This is a genomic window from Eudoraea chungangensis (genome assembly GCF_029360665.1).
GTDB lineage: Bacteria > Bacteroidota > Bacteroidia > Flavobacteriales > Flavobacteriaceae > Eudoraea > Eudoraea chungangensis.
The window spans coordinates 541,081-557,255 of record NZ_JARDUB010000004.1 but is presented as its reverse complement, the minus strand read 5'-3'; the positions used below and the strand labels follow the sequence as shown (position 1 = coordinate 557,255).

Genomic DNA, 16,175 nt, shown 5'->3' with positions numbered 1-16,175 from the left:
AAATCCACAAAACCAAAAAAATATGAAAACTTTAATTTTCAGAAATGCGCAACTATCAAAAGTCGTTATTTTAGTACTACTAATAATTGCGATCTCTTGCAGTAAAGACAATGAAGCCTGTGAAGATAATAACACAGGAATTCTCAATGCTGAAAATTCCAGAAGTACTGCTACCGTTTTCATCATCTTAAATGAAACAGGTCAAATAAGTCTTAACGATGCATCCTTAAACATCCCTCCAAACGAAAGTGCTAGCATTACTTTACCAGCAGGGCAACACAGTCTTAAGGCCTTATTAGTAATTTCGGTATGCTCTGAAAATGGTATGCGCTGTAGTAATAGTATCTCTGAACTTCCAGAAAGAACAGTAGAACTTGATGCATGTCAGGAATTAAGTCTAGTCTATTGAGAACAAACGAAGGTTCTATTTTTCCTATCCATAGAAATGGATGTATACTCTAGGCGTTTGTCTATTGCTTTTAACATTATCCAAAAATACCAAAGGAATGCTATGGCGTACATCGATTGCATGAATATGCCATAGCTTCGCAGGGTTTTATTGAGCTCGAAGGTGATAATTTGCTATTGGTTTTAATTATATAGCTAAAAGGCAGTCTTAATATGTACTACAGAGTGTGGCACAAATCCTAGGCTTAATAGATTTTAGGATACAACCGAATTCTTTTCCCCATTCTCTAACAAAGAATCTTTCTGGCCATAAAGCAGTTCGGCGACCATGATTAGGTTTTGAATAATCTCATTGAGGTTGTCCTTATCATTTACCAAGGAGGAGGCCATTTCTGCGGTTATTAGATTCTTATTTATCAGAACATTAATAAACATGGTTGCCTGGTTTTTCTCTGCGTCCATTTCCTTCTTTAATGCAAGTAACTTAGAATAGTAATACTCCTTGTCTTCCTCTGTCCTAAACAAATATATTACGCGCAATACCTTTACTAGTTTCTTTCGAAATTTATTATACTCCTTAACGATATGCAGATTATCGGATTCTGAGTATTTAGAGACGTTACGGTTGAGCTCCAAAACAGTTTTTATTATTTGTACCATTTTTCTATTGGCAACAAGAATTTCCGAGATACTATTACTTTGGTCTTTTGTCATTTTCAAAGTGCTTTGAACCAAGGTGACGTATTTTATTATTTCACTGTAAATAGATTTTACCTTGCTGTAGTATAGATATCGCACGTCAATTTTTAAATCTTCTTTGGAATTTTTAACAATTCTTCCGGCCTTTATTCCCGATTTGATATCTTCTCTATGGATATTTAAGGCATGGGTGACAATTTCGAAAATGGCATTTTCATACAAATGTTTAGATTCCTTTGTTAAGGAAGAAATAGCTGTGGAAGGAAACCTGAGAATACTTTCATTTAAATACTTTGGTTCCTCTATTCCTTTGTCTTTTTTCTCTTTTATGGTCCTTATCAAAAGTTTCTCGGTAAAACCAATTAGCGGGAGCATTAATATAACTCCCAGTACATTAAAAATGGTATGAAATAAGGCCAGTTTTAAAGTATAATCATATGCCTCAATTCCTAATCGATACGACAAAGAGTTTACTAAATTAGCCAAGGGATAGATCAGCGCTAATGCAATAATCCCTGTCAGCAGGTTAAATATTAAATGCGCTCCAGCCAGGCGTTTACCGGCAACATTAGAACTTAAAGAACCTATGACCGCCGTAATAGTTGTTCCAATATTGGCGCCAACCGAAAGCGCTAGAGCATTTTCATATTCAATCTGTCCGGCAGCTAAAGCCGTTAATATTAAGGCAAGGCTTGCGCTACTCGATTGGAGGATAGTGGTAATAACTATTCCGATACCGCTATAAACAATGACCCCTAAAAAACCAGAAAGGGCATAGGTAGTTAAATCTATATTGTCCTTAAACACCTCAAATCCTTCTTTCATATAGTAGATTCCCAAAAAGAAAAATCCGAGCCCGGCTAAAACGCTTCCGAGGCCCTTTAGATTGGCTTTTTGCTGTAAAGAGAAAATAATCCCAAAGACTAACATAGGCATTGCGAGCGCTGAAATATTTAATTTTAACCCAAAAGCTGCTACTAACCAGGTGGTAGCTGTGGTACCTATATTAGCTCCAAATACGAGCCCCATTCCGCTACCTAAGCTTATTAAACCTGCACTTATAAAGGAAATGGTAATTACGGTTACCAAAGAACTAGATTGTATTAGTGCCGTTGCGATTGCCCCTGTGGAAATACTCTTATATAATTTGCTGGTAGACTTTTTTAAGATGTTTTGAAGAGAACCTTTTGCAAATACTTTAAATCCTTCTTCCAGCATTATCATCCCAAAGAGTAAAATAGCAATTCCGGCAGCAATTGTCTTAAAATTTGGATTAATAAAAAGTGCTGCCGCCAAGACTATCAATAAGATGTAGAAAGATGTTCTTTTAAGCATTGGCTGTCGCAAATAAGGTTTTGAAATAATGTAAATTAATAGTAAATAAAATGTAAATAAATTACAAATTATCCTGCTTTTTATTCTAAAAGGGAATACAAATTACCCCTAACAATCTCTTTATACATGGCATTGCCATCGTCAGTTTAAATTTTAATCCAGTATTTAATAGCCGCTAAAATTAGACTGAGAAAAAGTGCTTACCTGATAAAATCTATGGAAAATGAGAATATGTTTAAAACTTTAGACAAAAGAGTTAGTAAAGTAGTAGAAAGAGAATTAAGAATCCTTATTTCTTACTTATCTTGGGACAATTAATTCTATTTCTATGAAAATAAGATTATTTTTTCCTTACTTCTTTATTTGTTTTTTTTCTGTTTTCTATGCACAAACGGATTCTTCTGTTTTTAGCAATCTTAAATTTAGGTTTATTGGCCCTGAAGGTAATAGAGCAATTGCCATTGCAGGAGTGCCAGATGATCCTATGATAAATTATATAGGGGCTGCTTCCGGTGGATTGTGGAAAACTTCGGATGGGGGCATAAAATGGGACCCAATATTTGATCAGCAAGACGTTTCCTCTATAGGTTCTATCGCTATTACACCTTCAAATCCAGACGTACTATGGGTAGGTACTGGGGAAACATTCCTTATTAGGCCAGCCCATGCCATGGGCGACGGTATTTATAAGTCTGTAAATGCCGGGAAGACTTGGAAAAAAATGGGACTTGATAAAACAGGAAGAATAGGCCGGATTATTGTGCATCCCAAAAATCCTGATGTGGTTTATGCCGCTGCCTTGGGACATACCTATGGCCCGCAACAGGAACGGGGATTATATAAAACGGAAGATGGCGGAAAATCATGGAAGCAAATCCTTTTCATTGACGAGAATACCGGCGCGGCAGAATTTGCACTTGACCCCATTAATCCTGATCGTCTCATGGTGGCCATGTGGTCTGTTCATATAAATACCTGGGGACTTAATAGTGGAGGTCCGGGGGGAGGAATTTATCGTTCCATGGACGGGGGAGATTCATGGGAAGCTATGTCCAGTAAAGGATTGCCCGGAGGAGAAACGAATCCGGTTGGCAAGACAGCGGTAGCTATTTCCCCTTCAGAACCGCATATTGTCTATGCCTTATTAGAGATAGATAGCCCGGCCCTATATAAGTCTGAAGACTTTGGTAATTCATGGACCCTGCAAACACGTAACCATGATATAGCAGAAAGAGCTCCGTACTATACGAGGATGGCCGTTTCCCCAGCAGACTCAAATACATTGTATTTTGCCAGTGTCAAATTTGGCAGTTCAAAAGATGGAGGTAAGACTATTAAAGCGGACTATAGCGGTGGAGGGGATAACCATGATATCTGGATAGATCCTACAAACTCTGAGCGCATGATGGTAGCTCATGATGGTTGCGCCAGTATTACACTAAACGGAGGTAAAAGCTACCGGTCTGTTGTTTTGCCCATAGCCCAAATGTATCATGTATCAGTAGACGATCAAATCCCCTATAATGTCTATGGAAATCGGCAGGATGGCTACTCGTATATGGGCCCAAGCAATAGCAGACAAGGATATATTCCTTTGGGACTATGGAGGGGTGTAGGAGGCTGCGAAAGTGGGTTTGCACAACCTGATCCTTTTAATAACAATATTGTTTGGTCTGGTTGTTATGACGGGGGCTTACAGCGCTATAATAAAGCCACCGGTCATGCCAGAGATGTAAGAGTTTGGCCAGAGGCAGGCTACGGCTGGGAACCTGGCAAATTAAAATATCGTTGGCACTGGAATTTCCCCTTGGCTTTTTCTCCTCATATTCAAAACCGGGTTTACGTTGGGAGTCAGTTTGTGCATAAGAGCGATGACGATGGCCAGAGTTGGCAGGTAATAAGTCCAGACTTAACCCTTAATGATAAATCGCATCAGTTAAGTTCTGGAGGTATTGCTGTCGATAACCTTATGACCTTTGATGGATCTGTACTTTTTAGTATTGTTGAGTCTAGTTTAGAACCCGGACTTATTTGGACGGGAAGTAACGATGGACAAGTGCAGCTTACTAGGGACGGAGGAAAAACCTGGACTAATGTCACTAAAAATATTCCAGACTTGCCTAAATGGGGTACTATTGCCAATATTGAAACTTCGCGATTTGGTGAGGGAACAGTATACATAACGGTAGACTTACACCAAATGGGAGATTTTGATCCCTATGTTTTTAAAACAGAAGACTATGGCAACAGTTGGAAATTAATCAGTAGTACAATACCTAAATCCGTGCATAGTTTTGCCCATGTTATCAAAGAAGATCCCAAGCAGAAGGGAATGCTGTATTTAGGAGTAGACAATGGCCTTTATATTTCAAAAAATGATGGAGAAACCTGGATGCGATTTAAGAATAATTTACCACCTGCACCTGTTTATTGGTTAGAAATACAGGAACGTTTTGATGATCTTGTTGTAGGGACCTATGGCAGAGGATATTATATTTTGGACAATATTTCTCCTCTTCGGGAATTTGGAAGGGATGTAAATTCTAAAAAAGCACACCTCTTTAGCCTGCGAGAGGCCTATCGCTTTCAGGATGTACAGAGTATAAAGACAGATGGTCCCAGTATGAGTTCAGGGTCTAATCCGTCCTATGGTGTGGATATAAATTACTATTTAAAGGACAGTGTTGAACAGAAGGTTGAAATTCAGATTTTAACAGAGAAGGATGAAGTGATACGTACCTTAAAAGCTAAGAATAAGGCTGGACTTCATAGAGTTATGTGGGATCTGCGATACGAGCCTACGTTTAAGCCAAAATTACAGGTAAAACCTCCTGGCAGACCTTGGGTTGAACTTAATGGGGAAGGATGGAGAGCATTGGTAACCTGGGATCTCGATTTAATGCGTGGTCAGTACGGTCCAAAAGTAGTTCCCTCTAAATACAAAGTAAAACTCCTTGTTGGAAAAGAAGAAATTATTAGAGAAGTTGAGGTTTTTAAAGATCCCAATACCGAAGGAAGCATAGAAGAGATTCAGGAACAAGTTGCTTTCTCATTGGAACTCCGGGATGCAATAAACCAGGCTGTTAGCATGATAAATGATTTGGAAGGTATCCGTGCTGAACTTACGGATATAATTCCTAAATTAAGAGAAGAAGGTGATATAGAAAAGGCGATCGCCTTACAAAACACATCAGAATCTATTGCCTCTGCCTTATATGATATTCAACTTACTGGCGCAAGGGAAGATGCTTTTAGAGCGCCCATGAAGCTCTATGGAAGGCTAAGTGCACTTGCTAGTGATATTAGTGGCAATGGGATAGATTTTAAGCCAACTAATCAACAAAGAGAAGTATATCAAATTTTTAACCAGCGTCTTAGGGCAGTAGAATTAGAGTTTAGTCGTTTTATAGAGGTAGAAGTTAAAAAATTAAATCTGCAGTTAAAGCAAAGCGAGATGCAAATAGATCTGAAGAAGAAGATCAAATCGTAGAATAATTTCTGAAAGCACAGAAAATTTTTACGTTTTCCTTGGAAAGGCGACTTGGCTGTCTTTGCCATTATTTAGGCTCAAATTCTTTCTTGATTTTGGAAATAGGCGCTTTTCACTTTTTATACCAGTCCTGGGTTTGCTCAACTTTTATATTGTTAATGTATTCAGAAAAATAGGGCACTTCTTTTGAAATCCATTAAACAATTGCGATCTTAAGGAGGATTGCCAGTATATAGACCTTGGTATTTAGGATTAATAATTTTAATTAATTTAAATGAAGTAGTTGCCAATGAAAAGAAAACTATTGTTTTCTGTAGTCCTATTGTCTTTATCCTTTACTGTGCTAAAAGCACAACGAAGCAATATAAAGATGGTTAGAATTAGTGGAAGTGTTACAACCGCAGAGGGTATGCCAATTCCCAAAGCGTACGTCTTTGTAGATTCCTTAAAGACAGGATCTAGAACCAATAAAAGAGGAGCGTATAAAATTCGGATACCAGAAGAGACCGATATTATAAGCATCTTTTCGGAAGAATATGGTCTTGAAAGCGAGGTTTACAATGGACAGACAACTTTGGATTTTAAGTTTTCTGCAAATAATGAAACTTTTAAACAAAGTAAACTTATAGAGTACGGCTATATTTTAGACATCGATGTCTATAGAAATATTGGGGTAAAAAGTTATTCTGAATACTCAGATATTTATCAGGTAATACGAGAGAAATTCACAGGGGTCAGCGTTAATGGTACCTCCATAGTGGTAAGAGGTCCAGTAAGTGGGGACCAGACACCTCTGTTTGTGGTAGATGGAAACTATGTTGATAGTATTGATAATATTAATGTGGACGAATTAAAGGATATAGAATTAATAAAGGGCGAGGGTGCCGCTCTGTACGGAGCAAGAGGAGCCTCAGGAGTATTAATTATTACTTTAAAGTAGCATCTCATACCAATAATTCCTCTCGAAAATGATGTAATATGAAGGTTAATCTCTGTTTTTACAAAATTTTGTTTGTCCTTCTACTGTTTTCGTCTACTACGTTTTCTCAGCAGCAAGACTTTATAGAAGGGAAGCTGATTGATCAGCAGACTAATGAACCAGTAATCTTCGCAAGTGTTCGGATAAAGGGCAGGGCTTTAGGGGTTATAACCAATGCCGATGGCGGTTTTAGAATTCCTTCAGTCTTAAAACAATATGGCAATATCATTGAGTTTTCGTCTATGGGATATCAGACGAAAGAAATTTCAATAGCGGACTTAAATCAGGACCAACTCAATTTAATTTCATTAGCACCAGGTGTTATTAGTTTGCAAGAAACCGTTGTTACCGCAAAAAACAAAAACCGTAGAAAACTTAATGCATCCCAAATCGTTCAGAGAGCCATTGATGCAATTCCTAATAATTTTGCTTCCACATCTTTCTCTACTGTAGGGTACTATCGAGATTATCAATTTAAAGATGACGAATATATTAATCTTAACGAAGCTATTTTGGAAGTCTTTGATCAAGGGATTGACCAACTAGATGATAGTACGTCTGAGATCAGTATATTCAATTTCGATTTAAATACAGATTTTAAACAAGATTCTATGGCACGGTCTGCTTATGACTATGACTCTAATCGAAAAATTATTAAAAAAGCCTATTTGGATATTGATGGTGGTAACGAATTTCGAATTTTAAGAGTTCATGATGCCATTAGAAATTATAATGTGGATTCCTATGATTTTATTGGAACCCTAAAAACCAATTTTGTTAAAAATCATTTCTTCCTGAGAAGCAGTGATACTAGCAAAGACAATGAAGAACTGTACACCATAACTTTTAAAGTGTTTCACCCTAATTATAGGGCAAATGGAACCATTTACATATCCAAATGGGATTATTCCATTCACAAACTAGAGTATACCATGTACGACGAGAAAAGATGGAATGAGACGCGAAAAAAGAATAAACATGGACATAAACAGAAGGTGATTTTTGATATCACCACAGATTATAGAAGAATAAACGATAAAATGTATTTAAACTATATTTCATTTAATAATAGTTTTACCCTTTATATCCCACCTGTTTTTACAACCGATTATATTTCAGTGGACATGAAACGCCGATGTTTTGCAATTGAGTATAACAATCTTCCAGAATTCAAATCTGCTAATCACCTGCCTAATTATGACGTAAAGTTCCAAAATAAGAGAGTGAAATTAGAAAGGGCAGAAAGACTACAAAACATTGTTTTTTTATATCCAAAGATGGAGGAAGAAGAAATATCGGGTATGTTGAGTGAAATAGTCGAGGAAGCTAAAAAAGGTGAGAACCTCAATGAACTGTTAGATATTAGAATTGAGAATGTTCGTGACACCTTGGGGAATTTAATTAACCAGTGGACCGAAGAGCAGTATTTTCAGTTCCGTGAATATTTTGTACAGCGGGTAAAACCAGATTCAAGAGCTCCGTTTGATAACTCTTTTATGGATAAGTCCAAACCTATTTTTACAGATCAACCAATTATAAAACCAAAAGATTACAAGGAGTATTGGATGAATACTCCTTTGCAGAACCATGTGAATTAAAAAAAGGACAATGTATAAGTTGAAAGTACTTTTTCTATTTCTTTTCGTTACAGTCTTGGGCTTTTCACAAGACAGCGATTATATTTTTGGGCAATTAGTGGATGTAACACAACTCGAGGCAGTTCCTTTTGCTACAATTAAGGTAAAGGATAAATCGCTGGGCGTTATAACGAATATAGATGGAACTTTTAAGATTCCAATTAGGTTTAAAGAGGTAGGGGAAACACTGGAGATCTCGTGTATGGGCTATATAACGCAAGAAGTTCTTCTGGATGATCTTTTTGTTGGCCAAAGCAATATTATACTAATAAAGCCGGGTGCATTTGAGTTAAGTGGAGCTATTGTTTTTGCAAACTTTAAAAAGCTCACTGCAAAACAAATAGTAAGAATTGCGGTTCATAGTATTGCAAAAAACTATCCAATAGATCCTTTTAGACTAACAGGATACTACAGAGATTATCAGGTCAAAAATGGAGATTATACTAATTTAAATGAGGCAATCATAGAAATTGCCGATGTGGGCTTCAATAAAAAAGATATTTTAGATAATAATTACCATCTCTATTCCTATAGCAGGAACACCAATTTTGAGGTAGATTCATTTGCAAGGCAACCATACGATTATGCTCGTTTTCAAAAGATAATACCTTATGCCAAATTGGAAAATGATAAAGGGAACGAATTTCTTACGTTAAGGTTACACGATGCTGTTAGGAATTATGGTCTTGAATCATTTTCGTTTATTGATGATATTGCTTCAGACTTCATTGATAAGCATCGATTTAAGCTGGTAGGCAAAACTAATTTTAATAAAGAAAGTGTCTATAGGATTGATTTTAGTTATATAGACGATAACTATAGAGCGGAAGGTAAGGTATATATAAATATTTATGATTTTTCTATTCACCAACTAGACTATAGCCTATTTAAACGATTAAAACCAGGAGATAACACCTACGCGGTAAATGAGCAAGAGAGGTTTAGCGACGGGTTTAAAAAAACCAATAGTGAACTACTATATCATATCCAAGTGGAATACGCTAGAGGAGATAGAGAAAAAATGTTCTTAAACTATATTTCTTTTTATAACAAGATTATGCTTCAAAGACCGGGGCCATTCCGGGCTAGGTTTATTGTTGACTTAAATGACAAGTCTTTTAAAATTAGGCTAAATAAAATGCCCGCCAAGCTAAATAAGATAAAAAAGACCGATTTTAAAATAACCTACAAGGATAGGCTAGTACCCATAGAAGACTTTTACTTTTTGGAGGATGAAAGAACCTTTGTAGTATGTCCTTATATAGAGATAGAAGAATCAAAAATAACAAAGGATTATCTTTTTAAACATAAAGACAGGGTAGAGGTCTCTGAAATAAACTACTCCTTTACAAATATAAAAGATAGAGAAGGGAACAAGTTAGATAGAACAAATTTAGAGTATGTACATCAGTATAGGGAGTTTTTTACACAAGAAACTCAAGCCAATAAAGCTATTCAAGATACAACACAATTATTAATAAAGACATTGCCTCTGTATAGTCCTAAACAGCCTGTTTTTATGGAAGAAATGCAAAACGACTATTGGAAAAATACCCCGCTGCCTAAACTAAATACACTAGGCCCCCAGTTGCCTTAAGTCGCGTGCGTCAGACTAAGGTGTTTTCACAGTAAGTTGAAAGACTAATAAATGCTCTTGAACTTCCACTGCGTCCACAAGATTGAATACAATAATATTTCTACTCCTCCTATTTTTTAAGATTCCCTGCAGAATTATTTCCCCGAAGTGAGCAATATTGGCTTTTCATAGGATAATCAAATTCATCTAATGAATTAGAGGCAAATGTTTGCTCTGTTAAGGCAGCAGTTTCAACATTTGTCTGGTATTCTTAAGTTTTTAGAAAAACACATGAGTAGGTGATTAGGAGGTATGGCTCAGTGTAAATTCTAACAGACACTTTTTAATTGAAAAAACTAGCTGTATGAGACAAATAATAAAGCACTTGGCAGTTTTGGAACGTGTAGATCAGCTAATACGTTTAAAGGCAACGGGTAAGCCAAAACAATTGGCGAGAAGGCTACAGGTATCTGTGGCCACCGTTTTTAGGATAATAGAGACCATGAAGGCGCTAGATGCCCCCATTATGTATGATCTACATAGACAGAGTTATGTTTACACGGAAATTACCTCCTTCAAATGTGGTTTTTATATAGAAGAATTAGATGTGGAGGCCAAAGAAGAACTTACTGGAGGTTATGGAAGAGTATTTATGAACAGAATACTAAATTTTAACACAAATACTTGTTGCACTATCAATATTTGAGATTCTTTCCTAGCATTTTTACATCGTATTGCTAAGATGTGCACAAATGAATATTCTGGCTTAGCGCACAATCAAAACTGTTTAATTTAAATCGAAAAAAATGAAAAATTTGAAAAAATATGGTGTTCAAAGGATGAAAAAATCCTCTTTAAGGTCCGTAGTTGGCGGTTCTGGTGCTGGAAGAGCCCTAGGGGTGGTTTTAGGCTCGCTTATTAGATATGGTGGAGGCTATATGGGGGGTGTTAATTTTGTGACGGACTTCGCTAGGAGCAGAGCCATGAAATAGAAGGAATCTTAATTAACGTAATAAAAGATAGATATGAAACATAATATAATAGAACTAAATACGGAAGAGAACCTTGCAGTCAATGGTGGTGGGATAATTTATGACTTGTACAGAATATATATGGCTGAAGAGCCTTATATCTGGCAGGGATTCAAAAAAGGTCTTAACAAAGGATTTTTTTAACTGTAGCTTAGAACGAATTAAGCAAGGTACAAAGGGCACTCAGGTGCCCTTCTTTTCTTATTCTTTACTTCATAAAGTATAAAAGACAGCCAAGTATAGGAGGTTAAATTGCAGATAAATCAGTAGCGTAATTAGGAACAAACTCTATTTTGATACGAAAATATGTTGTGTTTACAAAAGAAAGATTTGGGCATAAGGGATAACAAAGAGTCAAACGTTTGGGCGCGTATTTGTGCAATTATCATAGCCTATATTAGTATTGGAGGGATGTTTCAATATATTGGGGGGCATCTTTTAGATATTGATCTCACAAATAATGGGCTGCAGCATACGACCTATGAATTGTTAATACTCATTTTCTGCAGCTTCTTGGGAACATTTGTGGTAATGTACCTCTTCTTAAAGTTTGTAGATAGAGAGGCAATTGTAAAATTAGGTTTTCAGGGGAATAAAATGGCAAAAGAGCTTTGTCTAGGATTTTCTTTAGGACTTTTATTTATGGGAATTGGCAGTGTGCTATTACTTGCATTAAATGAAGTGGTTTTTTCAAAAATAGTATTTGCCACCCAAGAAGTTGTACTGACCCTGCTTTTATATCTAATGGTTTCTGTAATGGAAGAAGTTATTTTTAGAGGCTATGTTCTTCGAAAGTTACTGGGATCTATAAATATATATTGGGCATTACTTGTCTCCTCCAGTCTGTTTGCTTTCATGCATGTATTAAACCCCCATTTTACCATCCTTGGATTGTTTAATATTTTTCTTTCCGGAATAATTTTAGGCCTGGGATACATTTATACAAAAAACCTTTGGTTTTCTATTGCTTTTCATTTCAGCTGGAATTTGTTTCAGTCCTTTTTTGGATTCAACGTAAGTGGAGAAAACACTTACAATATAATTGTTTGGCATAGATTTGAAAACAATCTATATAATGGAGGAGATTTTGGCATGGAAGGATCTGTTTTATGCCTTGGCCTACAAATATTTATTCTTGTTTTTATGGCCTATTATGGCACACAAGATAAAGTTTGAAAAAAAAAAGATGGGATCTAGGTGCTTTTCAGGAAGAAAAGGTCCTGACCTTAGAAAGCTATTTCTGGAAGTTATTGGCCTGAACAGATCGAACCCTGAAGTTGTAATGAATTGATAATTAAAGCTGAAGTTTATCTCCATATAATTAGTAACAATAGAGTGCCACATGCGATTTTAAAGTAGTAGTAGTGTTTAATTAGTCCTATCATGATGCCTTTATTTACCGTCATTTGGACTTTAACTCTTCATCTATCAGGCTTGTAATTATTCCAATCTCTTTCAACGCCTCATGGTATACTTTGTCTTTTTCAGTCATGATTTGTAAAAGTGATAACAGTAGGTTTTGAAACTCATAATTATAGACTACCTCGGGCTTTTGAATTTCACCTGTTGAAAACTTAATTATATTATTTATTGATATAATTACATGTGACATCATGGCGTCATAATGAATGTTTTCTATTCTATTAACATAAAGGTATTTTTCTTCTAAAGTTCTAATCTTATTTATGATCCGATAATTGCGTAGTATCTTAATCTCTCCACTATTCACCAAGGTTTCGTAAATATTTCCTTGTCGATCAAAATCTGAATATTGGGTAAAGTTCCTAATGATTAATCCAAGTGTATCCATCTTTGTGCGGTCGTTTTTCTTTAGAATTTCATTAGCAAAATTAAATTGATTCCTATATTGATTATTAAAAGCTACCTGACTAAGAAGGAGTTTTTTGTCCTCACTAATTTGGTCCTGAAGATTTTCGTAATAAATAACTTCTGCGTCCTGTTTTATCCGTCTATCATTCCAATTATCTACCTGAAATGCTAAACTGATACCAATCATAACCAAAAGTATTTCTCCAAGGGAATAGAGGAAGTATTTTTTTAGCTCGCCTTGACTAATATGGGATTGTCTGATTTTTTTAAATAGTTTCATTATCTACAGTTTGATGGGTCTATTTTATTAGTTTATTTGTCGAATAAAAAAACCACTTTTTAGAGGTGCTTTTTTTAGATGGCTTAGGAAACTTTCTTTTCATTCCAAAAGTGAGTCGTAAAAGGTTTGTTCTCCTTATGAGAAACCAATAGCATAGATATATTAAGGATAAGGAGAGTATGACGATTAATATCGCCTGCATTGCGAATGATATATTCCACTGCAAGATGAAATAACCCACAAAGATCAAGGCGGGTTGGTGCAAGAGATAAAACGGATATATTGCTTCGTTCAATACTTTTCTATACTTATGGTCTTTATTGAAATATCTTTTACAGTATCCTATTGCTGTTAACCCACAGGATAAGGAAATTATAATTTCGGTAATGCCTCTTGCGTAATCTTGTATTATTGAAGGCGTTCCGAAAAAGGATGGTAAACGAAAGAGAATCACTGAGAAAACTACAGTTTGATATAAATATAATCGCCTATAGGAGCTGAGGGAAGCAATAACCTGATTACTTGTGAATAGTATAAATCCTGCTATGAAATAGAGCAAATAGTAGGCGAAATACGCCCAATCATTATATAATGCATGCGTACTATTCGGAAAGTATTGTCTGAGAATAACTTGTGACAAAATGATAATTGGTAACAACCAATTCAACCCCATTTTTTTTGTGACTAGTTTTATCAACCTTTCCCTGATTATTCTATAGTAATTACTTCGGGTATAGTTCAGAAAGGGAGAAATTAAGAGGGAAATAATAAACAAATAGAGGATAAACCAAAGGTGATGCCATGAAACGTTTCCTTCTGGATATGGACCACCGTCAAAAGTATGGGGTATAAAATCCCATAAGGATTCATAGAGGTCTATTCGTTCCACATAAACCATTAGAGGCACAAGTGTAAAGAATCCAAAAGTAAAGGGAATGTATAATCTTCTGAATCGCTCTTTTGCATATTGCCAGCTGGTACGGTGTCCTATAGCATAATACGTTCCTACACCGGAGACTAAAAACAATAAAGGCATCCTCCATAGATGCAACCACCACATAATAGGATCCAAAAAAGGAAAAGACTCTGAACTATTTATGTGCCACTGTTCCGGTCTGAAAATCATTCCAACGTGAAAAAAGAATACACTAATAATAAGCCCTATTCTTATCCAATCAATAAAATATTTTCTTTCTCTTTGAGGTATGATTTGTGTTAGCATAGCTTAGTTGTTTTTTTATTTTTAAACGAAGCTATTGGCAAATCATACTTTTAAACGACTTAGCCTATAGGTACGTTGTTCGACCCTATCGGCAAGGACAATTAAGTGTTGGTAATCAAAAGGTTAAGAATCTCTGAAGAAGGAGGGTGTTTGTGAAGTATGCTTCTTGAAAGCAGAATTAAAGGCAGACTTTGAGTTATATCCTACCCGTTCGGCTACCTCCTCAATGGTTAGTTTTTTACCCAAATCTGTCTGCAGAATAGCCTTAGCTTCTTTAACCCTATATGAGGCCAAAAGCTCAAAAAATGACTGTTCCAAGGACTCATTTATTACTTGAGAAACGTGGTGAGAAGATTCATGAATTGCTTTTGCCAAACCGGTTAAGGAAGCCGTACTATTTAAAAAATATTTTTCTTTCTCAATTTGCAAAATTACCGCATTAAGGATTCTACTTTTCTCTACCTCGTTTAAAGAAGATTTTTGGTACTTTAGGGAGGGGACTTGCAAAAAGTTAGACACCTTATTGTAATAGGAAGATTGGTTCATTATCTGTGCGGCAGTCATCAAGATCATAAAGGACAAATAGAGGTAAATAAAATGGTCCCCAACATCATTTTTAAAAAGGAGTTTTACTAGGATGAATATTAATGTCACAATTATGGTATGAGCAGAAATATTGCGTGCTGATTTCAAAGTCTCATTGGAAGTTTTTAAAATAGGCTCTCTAAGAGTTTTGGCTTTCTTAAAAAGTTTCCTTGAACCTAAAAAAATATAGATTGTAAAATAGGCCCCTGTAAGTAAATTGGTATGCACCCGAATTTTTAAAGGATCATCCGAAAATGTCTGGCTTTCTTCAATCTTTGGAATGTTTAATTGCATGGTTTCGATAGTGTCATTGTATTTAACTGCCTCAGGTTGTAAAAAGTAAAAGAGACAATAACTCAGCCAAAAAAGAAAAGGTAGAAAATGTAGCCAATATAGTTTAGATTTTTCGGGTTCTAATTGAGAGTCAATGAATAAAAAAAGAAGGCCGGCTATCAAAAAATTTAACGGCTCTGCAAAATTGGATAACCATAAAAAGTGGAAAATATATCCTGTATAATTTAACCAACCTTCTAACATTACTAAGGAGATTGATAGAATAAGTATTCCCATAAAGAGATTTGGCAAGTTTCTATGAATTGATTTTTTTATAATGAAGTATGAAATGAAAATGCCAAGAAATGTCCCAAGGAAGATAATTAAAGCGATTATATCTAGATGTACAGGAGCCTCCATAAATCTAAAAGTAATATAATTATGAAGAATCTTCCTGAGAACAATATGGAATAAAAACTAGAGTCTTTTTTACAGACTTATAGCGACATGGTAAAAAAGCCCATTTAATGGGTTTTAAGAGACAATTCAGAAATATAATACGTGGTTCTTATTCTCTTAAACAAAAAACCCACCAATTTGGTGGGTTTTGCTCTCTCTGGTGACCTGGCTGGGGCTCGAACCACAGCTGTAATCATTTGATATTCAAAAAGTTAAAATCTGTCTTTTCAAAGTACGCACCGAATAGGGCACCGGTTTGCACTTTTATTTTAAATAAACTTATTTATATGTAAATGTCGGTAAATTCTATTCGAAAGTCAAGAACTAGTATGTAATCCTAACTACTTATTCTAAATTTATATTTAAACGCG

General features: G+C 35.6%; 13 protein-coding genes. 9 read left to right on the top strand and 4 right to left on the bottom strand.

All coding sequences use genetic code 11. The features are described 5' to 3' along the window. Nucleotides 1-22: 22 nt before the first annotated feature. Nucleotides 23-409, top strand: a complete 387-nt coding sequence (locus tag PXG98_RS12450; RefSeq protein ID WP_276391528.1) for a hypothetical protein — start codon at nucleotides 23-25, stop codon at nucleotides 407-409. Nucleotides 410-663: 254 nt separating this feature from the next. On the opposite strand, the gene PXG98_RS12445 is transcribed toward PXG98_RS12450, so the two are convergent. Next, nucleotides 664-2,442, bottom strand: a complete 1,779-nt coding sequence (locus PXG98_RS12445) for a Na/Pi cotransporter family protein (protein ID WP_276391527.1) — start codon at nucleotides 2,440-2,442, stop codon at nucleotides 664-666. Between the two features lie 328 nt (nucleotides 2,443-2,770). On the opposite strand from PXG98_RS12445, the gene PXG98_RS12440 reads away from it, so the two are divergent. The 8 genes from PXG98_RS12440 to PXG98_RS12405 all read left to right on the top strand — a co-directional run bounded on the left by PXG98_RS12440 (nucleotide 2,771) and on the right by PXG98_RS12405 (nucleotide 12,331). Then, on the top strand, nucleotides 2,771-5,932 hold the full coding sequence (locus PXG98_RS12440) for a WD40/YVTN/BNR-like repeat-containing protein (protein ID WP_276391526.1): 3,162 nt from the start codon (nucleotides 2,771-2,773) through the stop codon (nucleotides 5,930-5,932). Between the two features lie 289 nt (nucleotides 5,933-6,221). Continuing rightward, nucleotides 6,222-6,872 (top strand): TonB-dependent receptor plug domain-containing protein, encoded by a 651-nt coding sequence (locus PXG98_RS12435; protein ID WP_276391525.1) that lies wholly within the window; start codon nucleotides 6,222-6,224, stop codon nucleotides 6,870-6,872. A gap of 38 nt (nucleotides 6,873-6,910) precedes the next feature. Further along, complete coding sequence (locus PXG98_RS12430; protein WP_276391524.1) at nucleotides 6,911-8,509, top strand: carboxypeptidase-like regulatory domain-containing protein; 1,599 nt, start codon at nucleotides 6,911-6,913, stop codon at nucleotides 8,507-8,509. Between the two features lie 10 nt (nucleotides 8,510-8,519). Continuing rightward, nucleotides 8,520-10,145, top strand: a complete 1,626-nt coding sequence (locus PXG98_RS12425) for a carboxypeptidase-like regulatory domain-containing protein (protein WP_276391523.1) — start codon at nucleotides 8,520-8,522, stop codon at nucleotides 10,143-10,145. Between the two features lie 343 nt (nucleotides 10,146-10,488). Further along, nucleotides 10,489-10,830, top strand: coding sequence for a helix-turn-helix domain-containing protein (locus PXG98_RS12420; RefSeq protein ID WP_276391522.1), 342 nt, complete (start codon nucleotides 10,489-10,491; stop codon nucleotides 10,828-10,830). Nucleotides 10,831-10,930: 100 nt separating this feature from the next. Next, nucleotides 10,931-11,116 (top strand): hypothetical protein, encoded by a 186-nt coding sequence (locus PXG98_RS12415; protein WP_276391521.1) that lies wholly within the window; start codon nucleotides 10,931-10,933, stop codon nucleotides 11,114-11,116. 33 nt (nucleotides 11,117-11,149) lie between these two features. After that, nucleotides 11,150-11,299 carry a hypothetical protein gene (locus tag PXG98_RS12410; protein ID WP_276391519.1) on the top strand — a complete coding sequence of 50 codons (150 nt, stop codon included), beginning with the start codon at nucleotides 11,150-11,152 and terminating at the stop codon, nucleotides 11,297-11,299. Nucleotides 11,300-11,461: 162 nt separating this feature from the next. Further along, nucleotides 11,462-12,331, top strand: coding sequence for a CPBP family intramembrane glutamic endopeptidase (locus PXG98_RS12405; RefSeq protein ID WP_276391517.1), 870 nt, complete (start codon nucleotides 11,462-11,464; stop codon nucleotides 12,329-12,331). Nucleotides 12,332-12,557: 226 nt separating this feature from the next. Here the strand turns inward: PXG98_RS12405 and PXG98_RS12400 are convergent, their stop codons facing one another. The 3 genes from PXG98_RS12400 to PXG98_RS12390 all read right to left on the bottom strand — a co-directional run bounded on the left by PXG98_RS12400 (nucleotide 12,558) and on the right by PXG98_RS12390 (nucleotide 15,642). Then, entirely contained in the window at nucleotides 12,558-13,265 is a 708-nt protein-coding gene (locus PXG98_RS12400) for a DUF6090 family protein (RefSeq protein ID WP_276391515.1), read from the bottom strand. Nucleotides 13,266-13,284: 19 nt separating this feature from the next. Then, on the bottom strand, nucleotides 13,285-14,487 hold the full coding sequence (locus tag PXG98_RS12395; RefSeq protein WP_276391513.1) for an acyltransferase family protein: 1,203 nt from the start codon (nucleotides 14,485-14,487) through the stop codon (nucleotides 13,285-13,287). Nucleotides 14,488-14,610: 123 nt separating this feature from the next. Continuing rightward, nucleotides 14,611-15,642 carry a helix-turn-helix domain-containing protein gene (locus PXG98_RS12390; protein ID WP_276391511.1) on the bottom strand — a complete coding sequence of 344 codons (1,032 nt, stop codon included), beginning with the start codon at nucleotides 15,640-15,642 and terminating at the stop codon, nucleotides 14,611-14,613. Between the last annotated feature and the right edge of the window lie 533 nt (nucleotides 15,643-16,175).

Coding starts and splice junctions, on each gene's coding strand:
- PXG98_RS12415 (WP_276391521.1), top strand. CDS start 10,931: ATGAAAAATTTGAAAAAATATGGTGTTCAAAGGATGAAAAAATCCTCT.
- PXG98_RS12400 (WP_276391515.1), bottom strand. CDS start 13,265: ATGAAACTATTTAAAAAAATCAGACAATCCCATATTAGTCAAGGCGAG.
- PXG98_RS12430 (WP_276391524.1), top strand. CDS start 6,911: ATGAAGGTTAATCTCTGTTTTTACAAAATTTTGTTTGTCCTTCTACTG.
- PXG98_RS12435 (WP_276391525.1), top strand. CDS start 6,222: ATGAAAAGAAAACTATTGTTTTCTGTAGTCCTATTGTCTTTATCCTTT.
- PXG98_RS12390 (WP_276391511.1), bottom strand. CDS start 15,642: ATGGGAATACTTATTCTATCAATCTCCTTAGTAATGTTAGAAGGTTGG.
- PXG98_RS12405 (WP_276391517.1), top strand. CDS start 11,462: ATGTTGTGTTTACAAAAGAAAGATTTGGGCATAAGGGATAACAAAGAG.
- PXG98_RS12440 (WP_276391526.1), top strand. CDS start 2,771: ATGAAAATAAGATTATTTTTTCCTTACTTCTTTATTTGTTTTTTTTCT.
- PXG98_RS12410 (WP_276391519.1), top strand. CDS start 11,150: ATGAAACATAATATAATAGAACTAAATACGGAAGAGAACCTTGCAGTC.
- PXG98_RS12420 (WP_276391522.1), top strand. CDS start 10,489: ATGAGACAAATAATAAAGCACTTGGCAGTTTTGGAACGTGTAGATCAG.
- PXG98_RS12395 (WP_276391513.1), bottom strand. CDS start 14,487: ATGCTAACACAAATCATACCTCAAAGAGAAAGAAAATATTTTATTGAT.
- PXG98_RS12425 (WP_276391523.1), top strand. CDS start 8,520: ATGTATAAGTTGAAAGTACTTTTTCTATTTCTTTTCGTTACAGTCTTG.
- PXG98_RS12445 (WP_276391527.1), bottom strand. CDS start 2,442: ATGCTTAAAAGAACATCTTTCTACATCTTATTGATAGTCTTGGCGGCA.
- PXG98_RS12450 (WP_276391528.1), top strand. CDS start 23: ATGAAAACTTTAATTTTCAGAAATGCGCAACTATCAAAAGTCGTTATT.